The sequence below is a fragment of the Alteromonas sp. ISO5 genome (genome assembly GCF_058105165.1).
Genome location: NZ_CM176572.1, coordinates 2349919 through 2376395 on the forward strand (window position 1 = coordinate 2349919; position 26477 = coordinate 2376395).

22 protein-coding genes and 1 pseudogene are annotated in these 26477 nt (G+C 48.9%); 19 read left to right on the forward strand and 4 right to left on the reverse strand.

The annotated features are described in order from the left end of the window. Positions 1–9 precede the first annotated feature (9 nt). Both AC2T0J_RS10670 and AC2T0J_RS10675 read right to left on the reverse strand, forming a co-directional pair. Positions 10–309, reverse strand: coding sequence for a hypothetical protein (locus tag AC2T0J_RS10670; RefSeq protein ID WP_489810114.1), 300 nt, complete (start codon positions 307–309; stop codon positions 10–12). A gap of 441 nt (positions 310–750) precedes the next feature. Next, a complete protein-coding gene (locus tag AC2T0J_RS10675) occupies positions 751–1596 on the reverse strand; it encodes an AraC family transcriptional regulator (RefSeq protein WP_489810115.1) in 846 nt (281 codons plus the stop codon). Between the two features lie 227 nt (positions 1597–1823). Here AC2T0J_RS10675 and AC2T0J_RS10680 point away from each other — a divergent pair, with 227 nt between their 5' ends. Beyond that, on the forward strand, positions 1824–2240 hold the full coding sequence (locus AC2T0J_RS10680; protein ID WP_489810116.1) for a hypothetical protein: 417 nt from the start codon (positions 1824–1826) through the stop codon (positions 2238–2240). Positions 2241–2502: 262 nt separating this feature from the next. Further along, positions 2503–2649, forward strand: a pseudogene (locus AC2T0J_RS10685) (DMT family protein); the annotation flags it as partial. Positions 2650–3164: 515 nt separating this feature from the next. On the opposite strand, the gene AC2T0J_RS10690 reads toward AC2T0J_RS10685, so the two are convergent. Further along, entirely contained in the window at positions 3165–4565 is a 1401-nt protein-coding gene (locus AC2T0J_RS10690; RefSeq protein WP_489810315.1) for a sugar porter family MFS transporter, read from the reverse strand. Between the two features lie 29 nt (positions 4566–4594). After that, positions 4595–5665 (reverse strand): glycoside hydrolase family 43 protein, encoded by a 1071-nt coding sequence (locus AC2T0J_RS10695; protein WP_489810316.1) that lies wholly within the window; start codon positions 5663–5665, stop codon positions 4595–4597. A 381-nt stretch (positions 5666–6046) separates the two neighbouring features. Here AC2T0J_RS10695 and AC2T0J_RS10700 point away from each other — a divergent pair, with 381 nt between their 5' ends. The 17 genes from AC2T0J_RS10700 to AC2T0J_RS10780 all read left to right on the forward strand — a co-directional run bounded on the left by AC2T0J_RS10700 (position 6047) and on the right by AC2T0J_RS10780 (position 26463). Further along, positions 6047–7051: a C4-dicarboxylate TRAP transporter substrate-binding protein gene (locus AC2T0J_RS10700; protein WP_489810117.1), complete on the forward strand. Its 1005-nt coding sequence runs from the start codon at positions 6047–6049 to the stop codon at positions 7049–7051. Beyond that, positions 7048–7515: a TRAP transporter small permease gene (locus AC2T0J_RS10705; protein ID WP_489810118.1), complete on the forward strand. Its 468-nt coding sequence runs from the start codon at positions 7048–7050 to the stop codon at positions 7513–7515. The genes AC2T0J_RS10700 and AC2T0J_RS10705 overlap by 4 nt, the downstream gene beginning before the upstream one ends. After that, positions 7512–8798: a TRAP transporter large permease gene (locus AC2T0J_RS10710; RefSeq protein ID WP_489810119.1), complete on the forward strand. Its 1287-nt coding sequence runs from the start codon at positions 7512–7514 to the stop codon at positions 8796–8798. The genes AC2T0J_RS10705 and AC2T0J_RS10710 overlap by 4 nt, the downstream gene beginning before the upstream one ends. Positions 8799–8823: 25 nt before the next feature. Then, positions 8824–10032, forward strand: a complete 1209-nt coding sequence (gene manD, locus AC2T0J_RS10715; protein ID WP_489810120.1) for a D-mannonate dehydratase ManD — start codon at positions 8824–8826, stop codon at positions 10030–10032. A gap of 349 nt (positions 10033–10381) precedes the next feature. Then, complete coding sequence (locus AC2T0J_RS10720) at positions 10382–13519, forward strand: TonB-dependent receptor (RefSeq protein WP_489810121.1); 3138 nt, start codon at positions 10382–10384, stop codon at positions 13517–13519. Between the two features lie 52 nt (positions 13520–13571). Then, the gene (locus tag AC2T0J_RS10725; protein WP_489810122.1) at positions 13572–15131 is read left to right on the forward strand and encodes a tryptophan halogenase family protein; all 1560 of its coding nucleotides are present in this window, start codon (positions 13572–13574) and stop codon (positions 15129–15131) included. After that, positions 15128–16681, forward strand: coding sequence for a tryptophan halogenase family protein (locus AC2T0J_RS10730; protein WP_489810123.1), 1554 nt, complete (start codon positions 15128–15130; stop codon positions 16679–16681). Before AC2T0J_RS10725 ends, AC2T0J_RS10730 begins: the two co-directional genes overlap by 4 nt. A gap of 194 nt (positions 16682–16875) precedes the next feature. Next, positions 16876–17898 (forward strand): tRNA dihydrouridine(20/20a) synthase DusA, encoded by a 1023-nt coding sequence (gene dusA, locus AC2T0J_RS10735; RefSeq protein WP_489810124.1) that lies wholly within the window; start codon positions 16876–16878, stop codon positions 17896–17898. Between the two features lie 188 nt (positions 17899–18086). Beyond that, entirely contained in the window at positions 18087–18365 is a 279-nt protein-coding gene (locus AC2T0J_RS10740) for a hypothetical protein (RefSeq protein ID WP_489810125.1), read from the forward strand. A gap of 568 nt (positions 18366–18933) precedes the next feature. Next, positions 18934–19602, forward strand: coding sequence for a phage shock protein PspA (gene pspA, locus AC2T0J_RS10745; protein ID WP_489810126.1), 669 nt, complete (start codon positions 18934–18936; stop codon positions 19600–19602). 65 nt (positions 19603–19667) lie between these two features. Continuing rightward, the gene (locus AC2T0J_RS10750; protein ID WP_489810127.1) at positions 19668–19871 is read left to right on the forward strand and encodes a PspC domain-containing protein; all 204 of its coding nucleotides are present in this window, start codon (positions 19668–19670) and stop codon (positions 19869–19871) included. Next, positions 19871–20197, forward strand: a complete 327-nt coding sequence (locus AC2T0J_RS10755) for a hypothetical protein (RefSeq protein WP_489810128.1) — start codon at positions 19871–19873, stop codon at positions 20195–20197. The genes AC2T0J_RS10750 and AC2T0J_RS10755 overlap by 1 nt, the downstream gene beginning before the upstream one ends. Before the next feature lie 131 nt (positions 20198–20328). Next, positions 20329–21321: a DUF2333 family protein gene (locus AC2T0J_RS10760; protein ID WP_489810129.1), complete on the forward strand. Its 993-nt coding sequence runs from the start codon at positions 20329–20331 to the stop codon at positions 21319–21321. Positions 21322–21324: 3 nt separating this feature from the next. Beyond that, positions 21325–22080, forward strand: coding sequence for a TIGR04219 family outer membrane beta-barrel protein (locus tag AC2T0J_RS10765; RefSeq protein ID WP_489810130.1), 756 nt, complete (start codon positions 21325–21327; stop codon positions 22078–22080). Positions 22081–22170: 90 nt separating this feature from the next. Continuing rightward, positions 22171–24009, forward strand: a complete 1839-nt coding sequence (locus AC2T0J_RS10770; protein WP_489810131.1) for an assimilatory sulfite reductase (NADPH) flavoprotein subunit — start codon at positions 22171–22173, stop codon at positions 24007–24009. After that, positions 24009–25721: an assimilatory sulfite reductase (NADPH) hemoprotein subunit gene (cysI, locus tag AC2T0J_RS10775; RefSeq protein ID WP_489810132.1), complete on the forward strand. Its 1713-nt coding sequence runs from the start codon at positions 24009–24011 to the stop codon at positions 25719–25721. Before AC2T0J_RS10770 ends, cysI begins: the two co-directional genes overlap by 1 nt. Beyond that, a complete protein-coding gene (locus AC2T0J_RS10780; protein WP_489810133.1) occupies positions 25714–26463 on the forward strand; it encodes a phosphoadenylyl-sulfate reductase in 750 nt (249 codons plus the stop codon). The genes cysI and AC2T0J_RS10780 overlap by 8 nt, the downstream gene beginning before the upstream one ends. Positions 26464–26477: the final 14 nt, after the last annotated feature.

A 26477-nucleotide genomic window follows, 5' to 3' on the forward strand; every position in this document is an offset into this window, starting at 1 on the left:
CTAGTTTACCTAAAAACGCATACGAACGCCCAGGCTAAGATTCCTGCCTGGTAACGGAGCTTCGTCTTTCAGGTACGAAGAGTGGACCCTAGCCTCTTCGTCGGTGAGATTGTCCCCCTTAACGTAAAAGGTCATATCAACCCTATCCAGCTCAAGATAATAAATGGCTGATGCAGATAAGATTGTATAGCCTTTGGTTTTGGTTTTGGTTTCGCTAGCGGCAACTTTATCCTGACGGCTGTTATGTACGACTTCCACTTCTGAGTGCCAGTTATCCATTTCATCGTGCAATGATGAGTCAACGCGCATCGTAATATCCTTGGCACATTGCCGCGCTCATCCAGTTTGGCCCGGGTGTAATCTGAGAACACATTTAACCGTCACGCGTCAGCCAGATGCTAATCTAGCTGTGCTTCATAACCATAGAGTTCGGCATCCTGTTGGGAAATGGTCGCGACGTAACGTGGATTAGAGTGCAATGCCATCGTCATTTCTCTTGTGACGTTACAAGCGGTGGGCTGGGGCTTTTGTTGACTGACCAACGAGGTTGTTCATTTGTGGTGACTTTAGGCATAAATAACACTCATTTGTATTTATAAGCCACATTTTACAATGAGTACAGGCAGAAGTTATTGCGACAATTGGCCACATTATTATGCAATACGGTCAAATACACGTGCCTCAAGAATGGAAGGCGAGAGTCGGATAGGAAGAGGCGAGCTCGGCGATGCCCCGCTATTTTAATCGGTGTTAAATGTGTTCGGGGAGAATAATGCCGCGTGGCGAGGCCGGCTCTTTATCTGCCATACGATCGGAGAGATATTGAGCGGGGGGCTGGCCGACGGCCTTGCGGAACATGGTGACGAAGCCGCTGGCATTTTCGTAGCCCAACCCTAACGCCACGGTCTGCACGCTTTCACCTTTGGTCAGGCGCTGAAGTGCAAGGATCACATGCAGTTGCCGGCGCCAACGTCCGAAGTTCATACCGATTTCGTGTAGCAGAAGCCGACTCATGTTTCGTTCACTCATGCCAATACGAGCCGCCCACTCTTTTTTCAATGCTTTGTCTGTCGGATCCGCCAATAGCATTTCAGCCAGTTGGCGTAATCGTGGGTCCCTTGGCATGGGCAGGTGCAAGTTTTCAACGGGAGCCACGGTCAACTCATCCAATAAAGTGGCGATTAGTCGTTCTTCTCGACTGCCTAGCTCATACAACGCTGGAAAACTGACCACTTTAACCAGTAACTCACGCATGAGTGGCGATACGGAAAGGGTACAGCAGGTCTTAGGAAGATCTGGGGCGGCATCGGCATCGACGAATAGGCAGTAACACTCGGTTTCGCCAGAACCACGTGCCGAATGAGGTAAGTTTCCTGGTATCCATACCGCGCATTGCGGTGGGACAATCCAGACCCCGTCTTCGACTTCGCAGTTGAGGATGCCGCGAACCGAGTAAAGCAGCTGTGCCTTATTATGCTGGTGTTGGGCATGTTCCCAGTCCTGAGTTACCGAGGTCGCACTCAGAGCCACAGTCGGGCGAGGAACATTATCAACATCTTGGCTGGTGATCAGATCGGTGATAGCAATGCGAGACATAGTCAGTTTTGAACCTCAAAGCGAAGATGATGCACGATCAAAATGGCCGAATTGAAAAATAGTATGGCTAAATCATGCAATGACGTCCAGCAACTCTGTCAGTATCTTAATAGAGACGAAGTCGGCCAGCGTGACTGGATTGAGAAAAGAGGTTGTCTTATTAGAGAGCCTAGTCTATTCGCTGCGGTCCTGTTGTATTTTTTGAGATGTTTTGAAGGAGTTTTGCTATGCAGATTGATACGTCGCAGTTTCCCCTTGTCTGGATGCGCTTTAATACACCGAGTGCCGACGCTAATGCATCGCCATTTGCTGACTTTGAGGCATTGTTAGCACGTAATACAGTCTTCGTGTTACTAAATGATGAGGGGCTGGATAAAGGCGATCACGAACATTCGTCAGAAGATATGAAGCAAACATCGCGTTGGATGAAACGGCACAAAAGCGAATTAACCGCCTTTGTTAAAGCGGCTATCTATATCGAACCGAATATCGCCAAACGGGTCGCTACGAAAGCCTTCGCGTTGGTTTATGAAAAATTTTGGGGCTATCCGATGCTGATGGTGGCAACCAAAGATGAGGCGCTGACTTTAGCGCAGACATTGCTCTCAGACCAGAAAAGGGCGGTGGAACAGGGTAACCAATAAGCTTATATTGTAGAGCGGCTAACGGGAGAGCTTTAGAGTGAGGCTCTCCCGACAGCGTCACGCGAATGTTGCTCTTGAGCGGGATACTGCATCGAACGCAGCCGACCAGTGAACGCATCTTCATTGATTAATTTCACTTTTATCATCATACAGGTATGTGATATGTCTTTTGGGGCTTTCAGTAACTGATAAAGCACCAAGAAAAGATGTTATACGGCAGAGCGCTGCTGTTTACTCATTATTATGTAAGAAGATAACCCTTATGAATTCAATAATCGTATCAACATCATTGCTGCTCTGCAGTAATATTTTCATGACATTTGCTTGGTATGCACATATTAAAGAACTCGGGAATAAACCTTGGGTTATCGCCGCTTTGATCAGTTGGGGGATTGAGTATAAGAACTATTAATGCTATTGGCTAAGCATAGTGACAGCTGTATTTGAGTCTGGTTTTACTTTTTTCTAATAGGTATTTTGAAGAAAACATGGAATGGGTTGTCGTCAAGATAAGGAAATGATCGGGTCTTTGGTACTGAAATTCGATATGCTTCGATCGTCGAAAGTAATATGGATGGCGTTCGTTGCATGCCCTGAGTATTCGTTATGAGCAAAGTAACTCATTGCATCGAAAGTAAAGCGGTAATCATCAAGTGACTTACATACAATGTTCATATGCAATAAGCACATAACCTAAATCATTTTAATCCAGATCAAGTAGGTTGAAAGACCATATTACGTACAAAGCCGTCCTTAGGCCGTAATCCAGCTAACGTCCGCTGCTAATCATTATCAGTTTAAAACCATAACGCTCTCTAATATTGGCTATTCTGTTTACAGAGATAAACAGGCATAAAAAAGCCAGCGCAGAAGCGCTGGCAACACTGATTATTATAATTGTAAACAGTGCGGGAGTGGGTACTGCTATCCCTGCATTTGTTCCAGTTCTTTGCCTTTGGTTTCGTTGATAAACTTCACAACAAAGATAACCGAAAGGAACGCGAAGATGGCATAAATGCCGTATGCGCCACCTAAACCAATACCGGCAAGCAGTATCGGGAAGGTGATGGTAATGACAAAGTTAGCAGTCCACTGCACCAGGCCACTAACCGCAAGGCCTGAGCCACGGATTTGGTTGGGGAACATTTCGCCCAGCATAACCCACATTACCGGTCCCCAGGACATGTTAAAGAAGAACACGTAAAGGTTTGCCGCTACCAGAGCTGTTGTACCCCAGTCCCCCAGGATCAGCTTGCCGTCCGGACCTTGAGAGGCGTTTAAGAACGCTACAACCATAATCCCAAGGGTGACTGTCATACCGATGGAGCCCCACTTAAGCAGTGGCTTTCGGCCAATCTTGTCGATCACCAGTAAGGTAATAATACAGGCTGCAATACTAATAGCACCGCTCAGTACGTTAATTAACAAAGCATCTGATTCGGAAAATCCGACTGCCTGCCAAAGTACCGCGCCATAGTAAAATACCACGTTGATACCCACCAGTTGCTGAAACGCTGCCAGGCCTAAACCCACCCATACGATAGGGCGGACTTTGTTGTGCGTTTTATCAATAAGGTCTTTTAACTGTGGGCGGTGATCGTCGGCCAGTGACTGCTGAATTTCGGCGAGCTTGCGAGTGGCTGACGCTTCGCCAAGTAAACGGCCAAGCACCTGTTGCGCTCGTTCTGTTTTGTTACTGGAAACCAGAAAGCGAGGGCTCTCCGGAATGAACCATAACATGACAAAAAACAGCGTAGCTGGGATAAGTTCAATCCAGAACATCCAGCGCCAGGCCTCGAAGTTCAGCCATAGTAAATTGGTTGAGCCACCGGCTTCGCCGGCCAGCATGTAGTTGCTTAAAAACGCAACGAACAAACCACTGATAATGGCGATTTGCTGAATACTGGTTAGCATACCGCGGTAACGCGCAGGCGATACTTCTGAAATATAAGCAGGCGCCATCACCGACGCAGCGCCAACCGCTAAGCCACCCAACACCCGATAAATCACAAACTCAAAGGATGAAGTAGCGATTCCGGAGCCCCAGGCACTTAGAATAAACAGTACTGAAGCCGCAATCAGCAAAGCGCGGCGGCCGTATTTGTCGGCAAACCGGCCGGCAAAAAATGCCCCCACCGCACAGCCAAGCAGCATACTGGATACGTTAAAACCAGTACCGGCATTCTCTGAGTTAAAGGCTTGCTGCAAGCCATCCACCGTGCCGTTGATTACGCCGCTGTCGAAGCCAAAGAGAAATCCGCCAATGGTAGCTACAATACTGATAAAAATGACAAAACCGATATTTTCACCCGATGGGGTATCCATCGATGCTGCTGTTGCGGTTGATTCAAGCATTACTTCTGCTCCAGGTAAGGATCGATGGTAACGATGCTGCCATCCGGGTTATAGGTGAGTTCGGTCATTTTTACGCTACGCAGATGAGTCTGACCGCCGGACAGTGAACTGTCGTGGTAAAACAGATACCACTTACCGTTAAACTTGGCTATCGAGTGGTGGTTAGTCCAGCCTTCTACCGGCTGAAGGATCACCCCCTGGTAAGTAAAGGGGCCATAAGGATTATCGCCGGTTGCGTACACAATCTTATGGGTGTCACCGGTAGAGTAAGAGAAGTAATACGTACCCTGATACTTGTGTACCCAGGCAGCTTCAAAGAAGCGGCGGTCATTATCACCCTGCAATATGGGATCACCGTTTTTGTCCAGCAATTCAATTTCTTTAGGCGTTTCGGCGTAAGAGAGCATGTCATCCGCCATTTTGGCGATACGCGGTTTTACTGCCGGGGCGTCATCTGCGGGATAAACATCTTCAGGGTTGTAAGTGCCGCCTTCATAGCGTTGCAACTGGCCACCCCAGATACCGCCGAAGTACATGTAGTACTCGCCATCGTCATCTTTAAAGACGGTTGGATCCATACTGTAGCTGCCGGCAATAGGCTCTGGCTCGGCGGTAAAAGGTCCTTCCGGCGTATCACTGGTTGCTGCACCAATGTGAAACACATCGTTCTTATCTTTAAGCGGGAAATACAGGTAATATTTGCCGTCTTTCTCAGCTGCATCTGGTGCCCATAACTGACGTCCTGCCCATGGAATATCTTTAACCGACAACGCTACGCCATGATCGGTTACTTCACCACCCACTTCGTCCATGCTCAAAATGTGGTAGTCACGCATGTCGAAATGGTCGCCGTTATCGTTCTGGGGGATACCTGACTCCACATCATGTGAAGGGTAAATATACAGGCGGCCGTTAAATACATGGGCTGAAGGATCAGCGGTATAAATATGTTTTACCAGCGGCTCGGCAAGGCCACTTTTTACCTGTGGTTGTGCTTGAGGCTCAACTTGAGCCTCAGTGCTCTGGGCTTCAACGTTTTGTTGTTGTGGCTGACACGCTGTTAGCGCCATGGCTGATAACAACGCAGAAAAAGTCAGTGAATATTTTGGTTGAAACGTCACAATACGCTCCCGGTCAGTGATTAAAATTCAGTTCAAATAATGCAGCGACTGATAACAATCGGCAATGTTAACACGCTGTGAAACGATAAAAAGATAAAGCGGTAATGAATAACATAAATTCCACAGTAATCAGGCATTAAAAATACGCTTCTTAACTGAATAATCAGAAAAAAATCTTTTGGTTATAATGTCTTCGTTGTGGTCATAAAATAAGCTTAAGTGGCGTGGGAATCGTAAAAAACGTTGCGTAAATGTGAAAAATGACAATATTGCCTGAGGCTATCCACCGCTACTGTACTGCTTTTACGAGGTAATAATAGTCAACCCTTTGTGATTAGACACTATCTGTACAACTGGATAATTGGTTTTCTGCTGGTTTTTTATGCCACCGGTGGCATTGCTGCTGTCGCGTCAGACAAAGTGACATCATTAAATGTGGTGACGTCGCTCAGTAGCAGCGATCCTATGTATAAAGGCCTGATGCATTTTAAGCAGTTGGTCGAAACGGGCAGTAATGGCTCGCTTAACGTCAATCTGTTTATTGGCTCGCAGCTTGGTAACGACGATGACATTCTTGAACAAGCTATGGCTGGGGCCGGCATTGCAGTGTTGGTGGATGGCGGACGTCTATCGGTTTATGCTCACGAAATGGGGATCCTGGGAGCGCCTTATCTGGTGAGTAATCTGGCCGAATTACAACGGCTGGTTAGTTCTGATCTTTTTAATGATTGGAATATCACTCTGCAGCAGAATGCTGGTTTGAGGGTACTGGCATTTAACTGGTGGCAGGGGGCCAGGCATCTGCTTACCCAGCAGAGCGTGGCACGACCACAGGATTTACATGGTTTAAGGCTGCGCACGATCAGTGCTCCGGTGTGGATTAGCACCATCGAAGCTATGGGGGCCACACCTACACCTCTGAGCTGGTCTGAAGTATACAGCGCCCTGCAGCAGCGCGTTATCGACGCTGGCGAAGCTCAATTGGCAGCCGTATGGGGAGCAAGGCTTTATGAGGTGATAAGCCATGTGAGTAAGACTGGTCATATTCAACTGATTTCCGGTCTGGTGACCAGTGATGACTGGTTTAACCGTTTATCTCGCAAGGAGCAGGCGGTCATTATCACCGCAGCCGTTGCCGCCGGAGACTATGCAACCGGGCAGGTGCTGCAGGTAGAAAGTGAAATTGAAGCTTCGCTAGAGGCTGCAGGGGTGAATATTTCTCAGCCTGCTATTGAACCATTCAGGCAGGCAACCGAGTCTGTCTATAAGGAATTGGGTTACAGCCAGCTCCGCAACAAGGTTCGCACCGTGCTGAATGAGGGGGCGGAACAGTGAGCAGGTTAGATAGCATTGAACGTTTTGTATGCATTGCTTTGTTGTCGGCTATCGTTCTGTTGGTTTTTGCCGCGGCGATCATGCGTACCCTGGGATTACCGATTATCTGGTCGGTGGATATCGCTCAGCTTTTATTTGCCTGGCTATGCATGCTCGGCGCAAATCAGACCTTAAGGCATGCGCAGCATGCCACCGTGGATATTGCTACCCAATACCTGCCTGCACGTTGGCAGCAAAGGCTGTCGGGCTTGTCCTCGTTGATTATGATTGGCGTACTCGCCGTTATCGTGGTGTATGGCATTGCGCTGTTTAATCTAAATCCTCAACGTACCCTGGGCAGTACGCCGATTCCCTACCGTTACGTAGCCCTTGCACTGCCGGTTGGTGCCGGACTGATGCTGCTAAGTTTGCTGGAACAAAGCTGGTTTAAGTGGTTCTCGGCAACAAAGAGGGCGGCGCAATGATGATGCTGCTGGTTTTTTTAGCCTTGTTACTAGCCGGGGTACCACTGGCGTTTAGTCTGATGGCCAGCGGTCTGCTGTTTTTCGTAATGAATGACTCACTCCCGGTGTTGGTAGCCGTACAACGAATGGTTGCCAGTAGTCAGAGCTTTCCTTTGTTAGCGGTGCCGTTTTTCATTCTGGCCGGGCACATTATGAATGCATCGGGGATAACCACTCGACTGATTAGTTTTGCCAACCTATTGGTATGTTGGATCAGTGGCGGCCTGGCCCATGTCACTATTGTGCTCAGTGCACTGATGGGCGGTGTATCGGGATCGGCTATTGCTGATGCGGCCATGCAGGCCCGTATTCTTGGTCAACCCATGGAAGCCTCCGGCTTACCGCGAGGTTTTAGTGCCGCCATTATAACAGTGAGTGCCCTGATCACCGCCTGTATTCCACCCAGTATCGGCTTAATTTTGTATGGCTATATGGGCAACGTCTCTATTGGTAAATTGTTCATTGCCGGGCTGTTACCCGGAGCAATACTAACCATAGCGCTGATGCTATGTGTGCGTTGGATTGCCCGTCGCCAAGCACTCGGTGATGCCGATACTCATCATCCTCCGGCATTTAAGGAGGTTATACGTGCCGCCGGTCGTTGCAAATGGGCACTACTATTTCCGGTATTATTGATTGTGACCATTCGCTGGGGAATTTTTACGCCATCTGAGGCCGGTGCATTCGCCGTAGTGTATGCGGTTTTGGTAGGACTGTTTGGCTATCGGGAGCTCACGTTCGTGCAACTTTACCGTGCTTTAAATGAAAGTGTGCGGGATATCGGCATGATTATGTTGATTGTACTGGCAGCCGGAACGGTAGGGTACGTGATTGCTTTTCAGCAATTGCCGGTTGAACTGGCGCAAAGCGTATCTGCCGTCACCCAATCACCGCTGCTGGTGCTGATGATATGCCTGGCATTGTTGCTGGTGATTGGTACGTTAATGGAAGGCACCATTACGGTACTGTTACTAACTCCAATTCTGGTGCCTGTGATCCAAAGCGTGGGTATTGATCCGGTTCACTTTGGCATTTTGCTGGTGTTGGTCGTTACTTTTGGCGGCACTACACCGCCGGTAGGTATTGCCATGTACACCGTGTGCAACATTATGGATTGCTCCATCACCGAGTTTGTTCGCCATGTCTGGCCGTTTTATCTGACCGTGCTGGTGGTGTTGCTGCTACTGGCACTGCTACCTCAACTGGTGTTGTTTTTACCTGACTATGTTTATGCCACGCCTTAATCCGGTTTATAGATGAGATTTTACTATGAAAATTACTGACGCGTATGTGATTGTTTGTTCACCAGGTCGCAACTTCGTTACCCTTAAAATCGTAACCGATGAAGGGGTCTATGGCATTGGCGATGCAACGCTCAATGGCCGGGAGAAAACGGTGGCCAGTTATCTTGAAGATTACCTGATCCCGGCGCTAATCGGTAAGGATCCTGCGCGGATTGAAGATATCTGGCAATTTATTTACCGGGGCGCCTACTGGCGGCGAGGCCCGGTGGGTATGACAGCCCTGGCTGCGGTAGACATGGCACTTTGGGATATCAAAGGCAAAGTAGCTGGCTTGCCGTTATACCAGTTACTGGGTGGGCGAAGTCGTGACCGAATTATGACTTATACCCATGCTAACGGCAGTGATCTGGTGTCTACCCTCGAAGCAGTGGGTGAAGCTATCGATCAGGGGTATCAGGCAGTACGAGTACAGTCAGGCATACCCGGTATGGCGAGTACATACGGCGTAGCGAAAGAGGGTAAAAAATATGAGCCAGCAGACGCTGCGCTGCCATCCGAGGCGGTGTGGTCTACCGAAAAGTACCTGAACTTTGTACCACACTTGTTCAGTGAAGTGCGCCGTCAGTATGGCGAAGAAATCCATCTGTTACATGATGTTCATCACCGCTTGACACCGATTGAAGCCGCACGGCTGGGTAAGGCGCTGGAACCTTATCACCTGTTTTGGATGGAAGATGCAGTCCCTGCCGAAAACCAGCAAGGGTTTGAGCTTATCCGCCAGCACACCACAACGCCACTGGCCGTTGGTGAAGTGTTTAATTCAATTTATGACTGTAAGGAGCTTATTCTTAATCAGTCGATTGATTATATACGCTCCACGCTTGTTCATGCCGGTGGCATTACGCAAATGCGCCGGATTGCCGATTTAGCAGCCCTCTACCATATACGTACCGGATTTCATGGTGCAACCGATCTGTCTCCTGTATGTATGGGGGCCGCGCTTCATTTTGATTACTGGGTACCTAACTTTGGTATTCAGGAGCATATGCCGCACAGTGAATTAATGGAGTCGGTATTTAGTTTTGACTACCAGTTTGATCGTGGCTTTTTCATTCCGGGTGAAGCCCCCGGCCATGGTGTGGACATTAATGAACAACTGGCAGCGCGTTATCCCTATAAACGGGCTGCGTTGCCGGTTAATCGCCTTGAAGACGGAACCTTATGGCATTGGTAACGAAGTCCTAGTCTGAAGAGACGGGCCGGCAATTTCCGACCTGAACTCAACACATTCAATACAAGCCTGGTTGGAAAACCAGCTTTCAGCAAAGTACATCAGAACCTATCTTTCTGAGGGCCCCTGGTGGGTGCTCTAATTGTATCTATATGATTTTATTAAATAATAATGTTAAACAAATGAATTTGGTTTGTTAATAAACGTAAATTCATTGTTAATATTGTATGTTAATAATATATCCGGTGTGAGTGATATGAGTGCGCAAGCGACACGGGATGTTAGCTTGAACTTAAACTCACAGTGGCCTTCATTAAGGCTGAGAATCATTGAAACCGGAGGGCTGCAAAGCATGCCTAGAGCAAAGAGCAGAAAATTAGATTTACCAGGTGAGCAGTATGACTTACTTACCGGAGAGGCATTCCCGCGCTTTAAGAAGTCGCTACTTGCGGCTGCTATCATGTCGTGTACCACCGCGGTAATGGCACAAGAAGCGGTTGATGAAAACCAGGAAAACGAGGATACCAGTGCAGTAGAGGTTATCTCTGTTACGGGTCAGCGCCAGTCTCTGGAAAGTGCCATCGATTTAAAGAAGAATGCCGATACCATTGGGGATTCCATCGTACTCGATGAAGCGGGTAAAGTGCCCAGTACTTCATTACTTGAAATTCTTGAACGCTCACCGGGTGTCACCATGAACCGGGTAAGAGCGGGTAGTGAAGGGTCTCCGGACGGATTTGCCTTTGAAGGTTCGGGCATTCAGGTTCGAGGCCTGAATAAATCCAAAACACTGATAAACGGTCGGGAAGTATTTTCCGCCAACGGTGGGTCGGGGTTAAATTGGGCCGATGTAGGGCCAGAACTCTTGAAAGCAGTCACCGTTTATAAAGCCAGCCGGGCCGATCTGATTGAAGGTGGCGTAGCGGGCACGGTAAACCTGCAAACCCGTATGCCCTTTGACTTTGAAGGGTTTAAAGCGAATGGCTCAGTAACCGCTGATTACGGTGACTTTTCTGAAAAGTTGACCCCGGCTTATTCAGGCTTGATCTCGGATCGCTGGGAAACCGATTACGGTGAGTTTGGTGTGTTACTCAATATGGGTTACTCAAAAATCGCCTCGCACGACAGTAATATTATTATTCCCCCTTACCACGCGACTAACTACAACGGTCAGCGCGTATATGCCCCGGCTGGTGTTCGCTTTACCCAGGATCAGTTTGAGCGTGAACGGACCGGTTATTACGCGGCGCTGCAGTGGAAACCAAGAGAAAACCTGGAATTCTTCCACACTACTTTTATTTCAGAACGTGAGAGTAACCGCGATAGTCAGATTTTGACTATTGAGCCGGGCGCACCTGTAGGCGTGCTCGATGGTGCCCAGTTTGACGATGACGTATTTGTTAGTGGCGCAATTTCGAGCACTAATCTTACGTCGGGGCTGCCAGTGGCAATGAACTCCAGCTTTACACCCGGCTTCAGTAAAACGGCGGACCACAGCTTTGGTTTTGAATACGAGTCTGATTACTGGGATTTAAGCGGTAGCTATCAGTACGTTAAAGCTGAATCACGTTCAGGCAAATACAGCCTGGGTGGTGCGGTGCTTGAAAACATTATTGAAACCAATATGGATTTAACCGGCAATCGACCGGCGGTAACCTTTGGCAACCCACTGTCCACCGATCCAGCAGATACCGGCATGTCACGGATTAACTGGCTGGATATGGAAAATGAGGGCGAAGCACATGCCTTCCAGCTCGATGCAAATTTTTATCTGGAACATGACTTCTTCCGTAAAGTGGCTGTGGGCGGACGTGTTGCGGACCGGGAAGAATCAGACAGCTTCGTGGGTACCTGGTGGTCGGCAACAGGCCGCAACTGGAACGGCGTACCGCGGGCGTTTGTTGATACGGCACCGGAAGGCGACTTTTATTTAGAAGAGTTCTCAGACTTCTTTAAAGGTGAAGTGCAGGCGCCAGGCGCAGTGTGGTTAGGTACCGACCAAATCAACTCTGCCGACCAGTTTGTGCGTGTCTATAATACCTATACGGCCTGTGGACCGGATCTGTATTACCAGTGTAGCGATCCTGAAGCTAGTAACTACCTCTATGGCAACCCGCCAAATCGTAACTTTGATCAGCGTCCGTCGTTTTACGATACCAAGCATAAAACTCAGTCGTTATATGCCATGGTAGGGTTCGAGAATTACGGCGATTCGTTCTGGTCTAACTTTACCGGCAACTTTGGTGTGCGTTGGGTGAATTATGACATAGAAAGTGTGGGTAACTTTGCTTTCAATGGTGGTGCCCGTTATTACGCCAGCGTTGCTGATGCCCAGGCCTCGGTAGAAGCGATGGGCGGGCTGTCTAATATCCTTGCCTGGCAGGAAGCCAATGAAGGAGTTCAACCGCCGTTTACCCGCGAGAGTGTAGGGTTTGAAACCGAACGTGTGGGTGAGTTGACCAAAGACTACTTCCTGCCGTCCTTTAACATTAAGTTTGAACCGGTTGAAAACTGGATTGTTCGCTACGCATTTACCAAAACATTAACGCCGCCGCGTTATCCGGACATTCGTGCTCAGGGTATTGCCTCAGTACAAACTACTGAGAACGTGATTAACCAGGAACTGGATGCGTTGTATCCGGATGACGATGTATCGATTCCGGCTATTTTCTCGGGCTACACCAATACTTCGGGTAACCCGTTCCTGGAGCCGGAAATTGCCGTTAATCATGACGTATCCGTGGAGTGGTATCCGCGTAAAGGCTCTTCGGTGCATTTATCGTTGTTCCATAAAACCATTGAGAATTATATCACGTTCAATAACTTCTCTAGTCCGGGGGCGGAGTACTTTAATGAAGACAACTATCCACAGTCAGCGTTTACCGACGGCAGTGGCAGTTCCTTCCTGGAAGGGCCGGTACAGAGTCGAACCAACTTTAACGCAAATGAAGACACCATTATCAGCGGTTTCGAATTGGGTGGCAGGACCTACTTCGATGACTTGCCGGGTTGGTTAAGTGGTTTTGGGGTGGATGCTAATGTCACTTACATTGGTAACGACTCTCCGGATGCCTTCGCCCTGGATATTAATGGTGATGAACTGAATGTGCCTGTGATTGGTTTGTCTGAGTGGTCTTACTCAGCCACCCTGCTTTACGATAAAGGCGACCTGAGCGCACGTCTGGCCTATAACTGGCGAGACCGCTACCTGACCACCACCAATGACTCAAGTACTACGCGGGTGTATACCGACCCGTTCAGCGGTGATGATATTCAAATCGGTCTGCCGGTTTATGCAGCGGCCATCGGGCGTCTGGATGCCAGTGTCTCTTACCGGGTGACTGACGCCATCAACGTTAAGCTGAACGTACAGAACCTGACCGACGAAGATCAGCGTACCGAGATGGAAATCCTTGACGGAGTTTTTGTTGACCGGGCCGTGTTTGTAACCGACCGTCGTATCAGCCTGCACGTTGGATTTGACTTCTGAGCAGGCTGTTGAGATGGTCCAATTTAAGTTGTAAACAAAAGGTAAATGTAAGATGAGGAAGAGTGTATTGATTGTTGGCGGTGGCACCGCAGGCTGGATTACCGCAGCGTACATGGCACGGATGCTGGCAGCAGACACCCCCGGTGGCGTATCAATCACTCTGGTCGAATCTGAAGAAATCGGTATCCTCGGCGTAGGCGAGGGTACCTTTCCTATCATTCGTAAAACCATGGGCCGTATTGGCCTTGACGAAAGCGATCTAATTAAACACGCGGATGCCACATTCAAGCAGGGGATCCGTTTTAATAACTGGAAGAAGAACCCGGCTGACGACCCGGGTGACAGCTATTTTCACCCCTTTCAGGTAGCCTCCCAGCATACTGATATGGATCTGTTGCCCTACTGGTTGCTAGGCGTAGCAGGGGATGTCCCCTGGTCTGAATGCTGCACCGTGCAGGAGCGGGCGGTAGAGGCTAAACTAGCTCCTAAGCTAATATCGCACCCCAATTATGAGGCGCCACTTAATTACGCCTACCATTTTGATGCGACCAAGCTGGCTGCGCTGGTGCGTAAGCGGGCCACGGAGATGGGGGTAAAACGGCTCATCGACACCATCGACGATGTGAAGCTGGATGACGACGGTGCCATTGCTGCAGTTACTGCGAGGCAGCATGGCGATCTGACGGCCGATCTGTTTATTGACTGTACCGGCTTCAGCGCCAGACTCATTGGTGAAACCATGGGCTCGGAATTTACTTCCTATAAGAATGAGTTGTTCTGCGACCGGGCCGTTGCTCTGCAGGTACCCTATGAGCAGGCAGGATGTCCGATACCATCCTGTACTTATACTACCGCCAAAGATTACGGCTGGATTTGGGATATTGGATTGCATGAGCGCCGTGGATTGGGGTATGTGTATTCGTCGAAGTATTGTGACGAAGAAACCGCAGTCGCTACCCTCAAGGTGCATATCGGGCCGGCGGCCGATAACCTGCAACACCGCTTACTGAAATTTGAGCCGGGTTATCGTAAACTCCAGTGGCATAAAAATTGTGTAGGAATTGGCTTGTCGGTGGGCTTTATCGAGCCCCTGGAAGCCACGGGGATAAGCTTTGCTGAGGTGGCGGCACTGATGCTGTGTAACTTATTTCCGTGGTCCGGCGATTATGAACGGTCTGCCACACAGTTTAACAACGCTATGAGTAAGCGCTTCGAACACGTTAAAGACTTCATCAAACTTCACTACTATCTTACCGAGCGTGATGATACCGCGTTCTGGCGGGACAATCAGGACCCGGCCACGGCTTCTGAATACCTTAAAGGAAAGCTGGAACAGTGGCGTCACCGGCCGCCTTCGTTTTTAGATATTGATGCCAGCCACGATATTTTTGATGAAAACAGCTGGCAATATATTCTCTATGGTATGGGCTTTAAAACCGACATCTCGGCCCGTGAGGGCGCGTTGCGTTTCTTTGATGATGCACGTAACGAGTTTGCCAGCATCCGCCAGCAAAGCGAGAATGCCAAACGGGCAGTTCCCAGCCACCGGGAGTTGGTTACCGAGGTGTGTCAGAGTGGCTTTAAGCCACAACCACGGAGGGCTCGTCGATGACCCGGACTGCTAGCCCCGTCAATACACCTGAAGTAAATCGTGTGGTGATAGTAGGAGGTGGCACGTCAGGCTGGATGTGTGCTGCGGCGATTGCCCGCATTGCGCCGCCGGAAACCCATATTACCTTGGTGGAATCCGAAGATATCGGCGTGATAGGCGTGGGTGAAGCCACAATTCCAACGTTGATGGAGTTTAACGATTTTCTCGGCATAAAAGAGCACGATTTACTCCGCGAGTGCCAGGGCACTTACAAACTGGGCATCGACTTTGTCGACTGGTATCAAAAGGGGCAAAGCTACTTTCACCCGTTTGGGTTTTATGGCCGCGATACGCCGGAGTTCTCTTTTCATCAACTGTGGCTCCGGTTAAATGCAATGGCAGCAAATGGGGAAATCCCTGCCGATGCACCGGGTAATCTCAGCGATTATAATCTGTGTACCGTAGCGGCAAAGCAAGGTCGCTTTACGCCGCCTCAGGGGAGCGCTGATACCATATTATCGACCATGCGCTACGCTTATCATTTCGACTCTGCCCGTTATGGACAGATGCTCCGGCGCTATGCTGAACAACGTAATGTAGAACGCATTGAGGGCATTGTTAACCGTGTCGAACAAGACCACAGTGCTGGTCTGTTGAAATCAGTCACGTTACAAAGCGGGCAGGTACTTGCCGGAGACTTATTCGTTGATTGCAGCGGCTTTAAGGCGCTGTTGATTGATGGTGCAATGCAAAGTGAATTTGTCGACTGGCATCACTATTTACCTTGCGACCGGGCCATTGCTGTGCAAACCCAATTAACCGAAGCGCCCGACCCGTTTACCCGCTCCACTGCCGACGATGCAGGTTGGCGCTGGCGCATACCACTGCAAACCCGGCTGGGGAATGGCCATGTCTACAGTAGTGACTTTTTGGCTCAGGATGAGGCGTTGCAAAAGTTACTTGCAGGCGTTGAGGGGGAGCCGCAAACGCAGCCGTTGCCGCTTAAGTTTCGTACCGGGCATCGCAAAGCATTCTGGGAAAAGAATTGCGTGGCCATTGGCCTGGCTGGCGGGTTTATAGAGCCATTGGAGTCCACCAGTATTCACCTCACTCAAATGGGGATCCAGCGACTCGTGAATCTGTGGCCGGGGCGAGGCTGTAACCGCGCAGAGATAGCTCAGTATAATGCATTAATGTCCGCCGACTATGAACGCCTGCGCGACTTTATCGTGCTCCACTATAATGCTACAGAGCGCGAGGATACGGAATTCTGGCGCTACGTAAAGCATATGGATATTCCGGATTCGCTGGCAGCGAAACTGGAAATATTTCGCAGCAGTGGCCGGATAATTCCATCCCCGGAAGATCTGTTTACGCCCCATAGCTGGCTGGCCGTTATGCTGGGGCAGGGGATCTACCCGCAACATTACGATGTGCTGGTGGATAGGGTACCCGCTCAGGCGTTACTTAAAAACATGCAAATGCTGCGCATGTCTGTAGCGAAAACGGCAGAATCCATGCCATCGCATGAGGAATTTATCCGCCGTTACTGTGCTGTAGTTAGCGAATAGAGTTAAGTTCTGGAGCAGTGGACTTATTCGGATCACGTGTGCGGTTTAGTGCTCGAAACCACCATTATAAATTGACAAAAAGTCATCTGCCCTTTGTTTTTATGCCCTACGCAAGTAAACTACTTGGCCCCATCGCCATGGATCTGCTTGATGGTTACGTCAAAGGTTAGTTTCTAATATAATTTGTATAGGTAATGGTTGTGTCTAACTTCCCCTTAAATCGCACACTCTCAGTCGCGCCAATGCTCGATTGGACAGACAGGCATTGCCGGTATTTTTTGCGGCTGATATCCCGCCACACGCTGTTGTATACCGAAATGGTAACCAGTGGCGCGATTATTTATGGTAAAGGCGATTATCTCGGGTTCAATGAAGAGGAACATCCTGTGGCTGTGCAACTGGGCGGCTGCGATCCGGAGCATATGACACAATGTGCGGTTAAGTCCCAGGAATACGGTTACGATGAGGTAAACATCAATGTTGGTTGTCCTTCCGACCGGGTGAAAAACGGCAGTTTTGGTGCGTGTTTGATGGGTCAGCCTCAGGTAGTGGCGGATTGTGTCAAAGCCATGCGGGCCGAAGTGGATATTCCGGTTACCGTGAAATGCCGGATTGGCATTGATGATATGGACGAGTACGAAGACTTCAGCCGTTTTATTGATGTGGTGGCAGGGGCCGGATGCGATACGTTTATCGTGCATGCCCGAAAAGCCTGGCTGCAAGGGCTCAGTCCGAAAGAAAACCGTGATATCCCGCCACTCAACTACGAGCGGGTGTACCAGTTAAAAGCACAGCATCCCGAGCTGAACATTTCGATAAATGGCGGTATTACCAGCCTGGAACAGGCCGAAGTACATCTTAATCAGGTCGATGGCGTTATGATTGGCCGCGAGGCGTATTCCAATCCCTACATGTTGACCGGGGTTGACAAGCGCTTTTACGGTGACCACGCAGAACCGCTGGACCGGGCAGAAATTGTCCGGCTGATGCAGGCATACATTGAGCGTCAGGATGCGCCATACTTTAAGCCATGGCACGCCGCCCGGCATATGCTTGGGCTGTTTCAGGGGCAACCGGGTGGCAGAGTATGGCGACGTTACCTGAGTCAGCAGGGCACGGGCAAAAAACCGGATCCCAACTTGCTGATGAATGGTTTGGCAGCGATGCAGGAAACAGCATCGAAAGCGATAGAGTATCAATCAAAAGAAGTTGGTTAATTTCACAATGTTATTTGGTTAAATTAACCAACTGTTAGTGTGCATCTTTTTTATACGACAATTGGTGTGTCCGTCTGAAAATAAAAAGTCATTTAAATTCAATATATTAAAATATTTTGAAAGAATGGCACAGCTTTCGCTATCTAGTGTGTAACAAATCACTTGTTTAACTAAATAGAGGAAACACCATGAAAATCAAATCAATCATCATTACTTCAGTCGTTGCTTTAGGTCTGTCTGTTAGTGCTCAGGCTAATGCTCAGGAATCAGCGGTAGAGCGTTTAATGAGCAGCCTGATCTCCAGTGCTGTATCAGTGACTCAGGCCGAAATCAGCCGTGAAGTTCAGCAAAACATTGCTAACGCCACTTATCATATATCGCTGTCTGATGCGCCAGTAGGTAAAGTATCGGTACAGGAACTGACGGCAAATACTGCGCAGGAAAGCAAACAGGCTGATAGCGAGTAACAGGCAGCACTGGCTATGATGTTCAGCCATGCATTACTCGCCAGCTACGTAGTACTTTTACCGATAGTCAGCATAGGTCTTTGCGCTTTGGTGACATCAGCAATACGGAGCTACGTACAAAGGGTCAGATCCATAAGGTCCCAGGTCTTACTAAGACAAATTCGAAGGCACAGGTAACCGTAAAAACGTTACCTGTTTTTTTTTGCGCAGCTTTTTAGTTCTTTCCCTGTAAGCTCTGCCTGTCCTCCGGGCCCGATAAACCCTTTAATACTTCTTGCTATCCTGCATTTATCTCTTACCTGAAGCTCTCTTCTGCGTTTACTGGTGCCGTTTATCATTGATGTGAACATCTTTAACAGCGTCGGATTTCGCTTTTGGTCAATTAAGCTAAACAGTTAGTCAATATTACTAACATGTGGTTTTGATTGTGTTGGATTCGACGTGCTGAATAAAAGTTTTAATTTTAAGTCAATAAATTCAATTGGTTATAAGTTGGCATGCGAATTGTTATATCTAAGCAAGTGTTAAGTAATTTTTTAAAAATGTTTCGCCAATCGGAGATTTAATTATGGGAATGTTCACACGTATCAACGACATCATTCAGTCTAACATCAACGCGCTGCTGGATAAGGCAGAGGATCCTGAAAAAATGATCCGCCTGATTATTCAGGAAATGCAGGAAACTTTGGTTGAGATCCGCACGCTGGCAGCACAGCATATTGCTGAGCAAAAGCACCTTAACCGTCAAATTGATAATCTGGCAAAACGTGCCGCTCACTGGCAGGAAAATGCAGAACTGGCAGTCAGTAAAGGGAAGGACGATTTGGCTCGCGCAGCACTGAAAGAAAAGAAAGAGCTGGAAGCGAAACAAACCGAGCTGCAGGAGCACTTGCAGGTAATCGACGAAGCTCTGCTGAAAGTGCAGGAAGATACCGGTCGTTTAAATGAGAAGTTAAACGAAGCCAAAGCCAAGCAGAAAGCGCTGGCAGTGCGTCGTCAGTCGGCCTCAGTAAGAATGCAGGCCAAACAGGCAACGCACAGTGACAAGCTGGAAAGTGTTATGGGGCGTTTCGATCATTATGAGCAACGGGTCGATGAACTGGAAGCACGGGTAGAAGCTTATGATTTGACCGAGAGTGCTTCGAAGAACTCATTGCAGGCAGAGTTCGATGCCCTTGAGAAAGATGAGTCTATTGAGCAGGAACTGGCAGCGTTAAAAGCTAAACAAGCCGCTTAAACGCATAAGTGCCCGCACGGTGCGGGCCTCGCCAGCAACCAGTTCATTCAAGCAGGAGTTAGGTTATGAAAACTATTTATGAAAAAAAACGTCTTTCAAGAGATTTAGGTCGGGCCGTTATTTCAGGTGTATGTGCTGGTGTAGCCCGCTATGCCGATATCGATCCGGTTTGGGTTCGCGCCGGAGCCGCGTTAGGCTTAGTGTTCATGCCAATGATCACCTTGCCTGCTTATGTCGCGGCCGTAATCCTGTTACCAAGGAGAGCATAATGAAAAACTTTATTCTTGCCATCCTGATTGCCATTGTTCTGACCAAAGTACTGGGCGGCGTGGCATCCGACTGGTTTGATTTACATCTGGTAATGGGCGATGAGCTGGTTAGTGGTACGCTGGAATGGTTAATTATGGCCGGGGTTGGTGTACTGTTAGTCGTTATTGGCTTTGTGGTAGCCATGAGTATTGCCGCAGCCCTGGGCATCGCCGCCATTGCGGTACTCGGAGGACTGGTGTTTGCCGGGGTAGGTGTTTTCTGGCCGGTACTGTTAATTGTTGGCATTGTCATGCTGGTCGGGAAATCAAATAGCGCAACAGCCTGATTTCTCGTTCGCCAGCCTGAACCAACCTCCGTGGATTTACTTTCTGAGATGAACAACTTAGCATAATGGGCCATACTTTGAATGTATGGCAGCTTGTTCACCAGAAAGGCCAACCGCAAACAAGGAAAACTATGAAACAGTATTTAAATGTAAAAACCGTCAGTATAACCGTAGGTGTTTTGTTTCTGCTTCTTTGGCTGGTTGGTTTTTACTGGAGTTTCGAACCCGATACTTTCGACGTTAAAGCGAATGCCAGGGCACAAATGAGCAGCACCAATGCGCAGCCAGTGCCTGGTTATACCATTACTACCACGTTGATCACAGTTGCCGATACCCTTATGGATAAACCGGGCGGCTACTTATCAAACGATGTAATGCCACCTTCCGTGTTCCTCGATAATATGCCCAGCTGGGAATTTGGGGTGCTGGAAATGGTGCGTGACATGTCGCTGTCTATGCGCAAGGACTTCAGCCGTTCTCAGTCGCAATCGGTTGAAAACCCCCATTTGGTGAAGGCGCAGCCGAAATTCAATATCGACAGCCGTAACTGGCTGTTTCCTTCCGCGGAATCTCAGTATTCAGAAGCTATTGATTACCTGAGCCAGTACCGCGATGATCTGGCCGACCCAACCCTGGGTGACAGTCAATTTTACACCCGCGCTGACAACCTCCGTGAGTATTTAAAACAGGTTGAGAAAAAGCTTGGCAGTTTGTCGCAGCGACTCAGCGCCAGTGTTGAGGCCGAGCGGGTAAATACTGATCTGGCGGGCGATAAGTCTGCCTCCAACAGCACACCGCGTCCAAGCTCTATTCAAACCCGCACCAGTTGGTGGCAACTGGATAATGTATTTTATGAAGCCAGAGGTTCTACCTGGGCACTTTTACACCTTCTCAAAGCCATTGAAGTTGACTTTGCCAGTGTTCTTGAAAACAAAAACGCGTTAGTGAGTTTACAACAGATAGTCAAAGAACTAGAAGCAACTCAACAGACTATCTGGAGCCCTATGATACTCAATGGCAGTGGCTTTGGTATGTTAGCTAATCACTCGTTAGTCATGGCGAACTATATTTCTCGTGCAAATGCAGCCATAATTGAGTTATCTGAATTACTCAATCAAGGATAAACGATGAAAAAACGTGTCATTGCCGCCGCTCTTGGGGCGTTATGTCTTGCCCCAGCTACTAATGCAGATACTCTGCTGGGTATTTATGCTGGCGCCCAGGGATGGAACACTTCAACTTCGGGCGGTTTCTCAGAAACCTCCAATACGGCTGACTTTGATTTTGACAGTACTACAAACGCTTCACTCTACGTGGCGTTTGAGCACTTTGTACCGCTGGTCCCCAATGTAAAGGTTAATTATCTGCAATTGGATACCGACGGTGTAACCAACCTGAATGCAGCCTTTGAATTTGAAGGTACTGTATATGAAGCCAACACCTCGCTATTAACCGATGCAAGCATCGATAGTGCCGATCTGATCCTTTATTACGAGATCTTCGATAATGATCTGGTTAGCTTTGACATTGGTGTCAACGGTAAATACATCGACGGTACGTTCTACGTTGAAGACGTTGATAGCGGCGAAAATGGCGAGGCATCTTTCAAAGGCATTATCCCAATGGCCTACAGTCGGGTGGAGTTTGGCCTGCCATTCACTGGTTTAGGTGTTTACGCTGAAGGTAGCTATCTGGCCTTTGACGACCACGAGGTTCGTGATATACAGGCTGCACTAACTTATTCTTTTGTCGAGAATTTAGCTATCGATATGACCTTACAGGTCGGCTATCGTGATATGACTGTAGACATTGAAGATCTGGATGATATCTACGCTGATCTGGGCTTCGACGGCGTCTTTGCCGGTCTTGAAATTCACTTCTAGTATTTTAAGATATAAAAAAGTAATTTTAATTCTTTCCAGTTATCAAGAAAACTCATTAGCCTAGTAGTATGCAAATAAGGCTAATGAGTTATGTCAGCAAATTCTAACAACCAAAACACTTCAGTCGGTGCACCAGGAGCAATTCTGAGTGAGCCGCAATGGAATGCTATTACCCAGTCAATCTCCGGGTTAAACGCACAGCAGTTAACCTGGGTAAGTGGTTACCTGGCGGGTCTGGCTGCGTCCGGGCAAGCTTTACCACAAGGGCAGGCTGCAGCCGTGACCGCAGCGACCGGCGATGCGCCGGTACTAACCATTTTGTTCGGTTCGCAAACCGGTAACGCCAAGGGTATTGCCCAGTCGTTACAGGCTAAAGTGGAAGCGGCAGGTTACTCCAGTAAATTAATCAGTATGGCCGATTACAAACCGCGCCAGATTAAAAATGAAACGCACCTCGCCATTGTGGCCAGTACTCATGGTGAAGGAGAACCGCCGGATGATGCCATCGAGTTACATGACTTTCTGGGTACCAAAAAAGCTCCTAAAGTCGATAAACTGAAATACGCTGTATTGTCGTTAGGCGATTCAAGCTACGAGTTTTTCTGCCAAACCGGTAAAGACTTCGACGAGCGCCTGGCGAAGCTGGGCGGCAAACTGGTTGTGCCGCGCGTAGATTGCGACGTTGATTACGAAGCGGAAGCCCAGACCTGGGTAGATAAACTTATTGAAACGTTGAAAGAAGATTTTACTTCGGCAGGCTCTGCTGCCGTTGCGATGCAAACCGGTTCTGCCGTAGCGGCGGGTACTGCGGCGCAGGTGTACACCAAGAAAGCGCCTTATCAGGCCACCTTGTTAACCTCGCAAAAAATCACTGGACGTGATTCGGTTAAAGATATCCGCCACATCGAAATCAGCCTGGAAGATTCCGGTATTGTTTATCAGGCCGGTGATGCGCTGGGTGTCTGGTTTAAGAACGATGCCGCGCTGGCAGACGAAATTATTACGCTGATCCAGGCGTCTGCTGATCAGGAAGTGACTGTCGCTGAGCACAAGTTGTCGTTTAAAGACGCGCTGATCAATAAACTGGAGTTGACCCTGAGCTATCCCGGTTTTGTTAAAGCCTATCAGCAAGCTTCCGGCTGTGAAGCGTTAGGTAAATTATTGGAAGATAAAGCCGCGCTGCGCGATTACCTGGCCGACCGTCAGATCATTGATATTGTCCGCGACCATCCGCATCCGGTAACGGCTGAGCAGTTTGTGGCGGCTTGTCGTCCACTCACGCCACGCCTGTACTCTATTGCGTCGAGCCAGTCAGAAGTGGAAGATGAAGTTCACTTAACCATTGCACACGTGGATTACGATGCCTTTGGTAACCGTCATCAGGGTGGCGCTTCAGGTTTCTTGTGTGACCGTTTAGAAGAAGGCGGCGAAGTAGACATTTTTGTTGAGCCAAACGATAACTTCCGGCTACCGGAAAATCCTGACACGCCTGTGATCATGATTGGTCCGGGTACCGGTATTGCACCATTCCGCTCGTTCATGCAGGAACGCGACGCCCAGGGGGCTGAAGGGAAAAACTGGTTGTTCTTTGGTAACCCTAACTTTACTCAGGACTTCCTGTATCAGCTTGAGTGGCAAGGCTACGTGAAAAGTGGTCTGCTGAGCAAAATCAGCCTGGCTTTCTCCCGTGATCAGAAAGACAAAATTTATGTCCAACATCGCTTACTTGAAGAAGGTAAGGCGGTTTACGAATGGTTAGAAGAAGGTGCTCACCTGTATGTGTGTGGCGATGCTAACCAAATGGCCAAAGATGTTGAAAGTGCGCTGCTTGAAATCTTCAGGACCCACGGTGGTAAGAGTGATGAAGAAGCCAAGGCTTACTTACTGTCACTGCGCAAAGCCAAACGATATCAGAAGGATGTCTACTAATGAGCGATACTAAGTCTCCTTTTATTGTTGAAGGCAAACTGGCCGACAACGAACGCCTTAAGGCAGAGAGTCGCCATCTGCGCGGCACCATCGAACAGGATCTGCAGGATCCGTTAACCGGTGGGTTTACCGCGGATAACTTTCAGCTGATCCGCTTTCATGGCATGTATCAGCAGGACGACCGTGACATCCGCGGTGAGCGTACCAAGCAAAAATTAGAGCCATTGCACAACGTAATGCTGCGTGCCCGTTTACCGGGTGGCGTTTGCAACCCCGAGCAATGGCTGGCCATCGACAAGTTTGCTGATGAGTACACCATGTACGGCAGTATTCGTTTAACGACCCGTCAGACTTTCCAGTTTCACGGCGTGTTAAAGCCCAATATTAAGTTAATGCATCAAACCCTTAACTCGGTAGGGATTGACTCTATCGCGACCGCGGGTGACGTAAACCGTAACGTTCTGTGTACCTCTAACCCGGTTGAATCAGAAGTGCATCAGCAGGCTTATGACTGGGCTACCAAAATTAGTGAGTACTTACTGCCAAAAACCCGCGCCTATGCCGAGATTTGGTTAAATGGTGAGAAAGTGGAAACCACCGATCAGGAGCCAATTCTCGGTGACACCTACTTGCCACGTAAATTTAAAACCACCGTGGTTATCCCGCCGCAAAACGATGTGGACGTGCATGCTAACGACCTCAACTTTGTCGCCATTGCCGAAAACGGCGAGCTGGTGGGCTTTAACGTATTGGTAGGTGGTGGCCTGGCCATGACCCATGGCGATAAAACCACGTTCCCACGTAAAGCTGATGACTTTGGTTTTATCCCGTTAGAGCATACTTTGGCCGTTGCTGAAGCAGTGGTAACCACTCAGCGTGACTGGGGCAACCGGGTGAATCGTAAAAATGCGAAAACCAAGTATACCCTTGAGCGCGTTGGTGTGGATAACTTCCGCGCTGAAGTGGAAAAACGTGCCGGTGTAACGTTTGCCGAGAGCAAGCCTTATGAATTCACCAGCCGTGGCGATCGCATTGGCTGGGTGGAAGGTATAGATGGTAAATTTCACTTAACGTTGTTTATCGAAAACGGCCGTATTCTGGATTATCCGAATAAGACCCTGAAAACCGGTTGCCGCGAAATTGCCAAAATTCACCAGGGCGATTTCCGCATGACGGCTAACCAAAACCTGATTGTGGCCGGTGTGCCAGCCGATCAAAAAGAAGCTATTGAATCGCTAGCCAAAGAGCACGGTCTAATTCAGCCAGACGTATCGGCGCAGCGTTTAGACTCCATGGCTTGTGTAGCATTACCTACCTGTCCGCTGGCAATGGCGGAAGCCGAGCGCTTCTTACCCGGCGCAGTAGACCAGCTTGACGAGCTACTGGCCAAGCACGGTTTGAGTAATGACAGCGTGATATTCCGGGTAACCGGTTGTCCTAATGGTTGCGGTCGCGCCATGCTGGCGGAAGTTGGTCTGGTGGGTAAAGGTCCGGGCCGCTACAACCTGCACTTAGGTGGTAACCGCGAAGGGACTCGTATTCCTCGTATGTTTAAAGAAAACATCACCGAGCAGGAAATCATGGCTATTCTCGATGAGCTTGTTGGCCAGTGGGCCGGCTCGCGTGAAACGAATGAGTCATTCGGCGATTTCGTAGTGCGCACAGGCGTGATTGCCCCGGTGATCAACTCCGCTCAGGATTTTTATGACTGATCACGATCTTCAATCGATTCGTCAGCCGATTACCTCTGATACCAGTGATGAGGAACTGGCGGCGATCAATCAGGTGCTGGAAACACTGGATGCATCAGAGCGTATCCGGTGGGCCCTGGAGTATTTGCCGGGTAACCATATTGTGTCGTCAAGTTTTGGCGCACAATCGGCGGTTATGCTGCATTTACTTACCCAGGCAAAACCTGATATTCCGGTGGTATTAACCGACACGGGTTATTTGTTTCCGGAAACGTACCAGTTTGTTGATGAACTGGCTGAACAGCTCAAACTCAACTTAAAGGTGTATCGCAGTGATATGTCACCAGCCTGGCAGGAGGCGCGCTTCGGCCGCTTGTGGGAGCAGGGGATTGATGGCATCGAGCGGTACAACAAAATGAATAAGGTTGAGCCAATGCAACGAGCGTTAAAAGAGCTTGGTGCGCAAACCTGGTTTGCCGGGTTACGTCGTAGCCAGGCCGACACACGTCAGCATTTGCCAGTACTACAGCGAGCCGGTAACCAGTTTAAGTTGTATCCGATTATCGACTGGTCGAATAAGGATTTGCACTATTACCTCAAAGATAACGGCCTGTCCTATCATCCGCTGTGGGAGCAGGGTTATGTTTCCATTGGTGACTGGCATACCACCCAGTCACTACAGGAAGGGATGAGTGAACAGGATACCCGTTTCTTTGGGCTTAAGCGCGAATGCGGCCTTCACGAATTCGGTGACGGTATCTAAAGGCTGTAAGATGG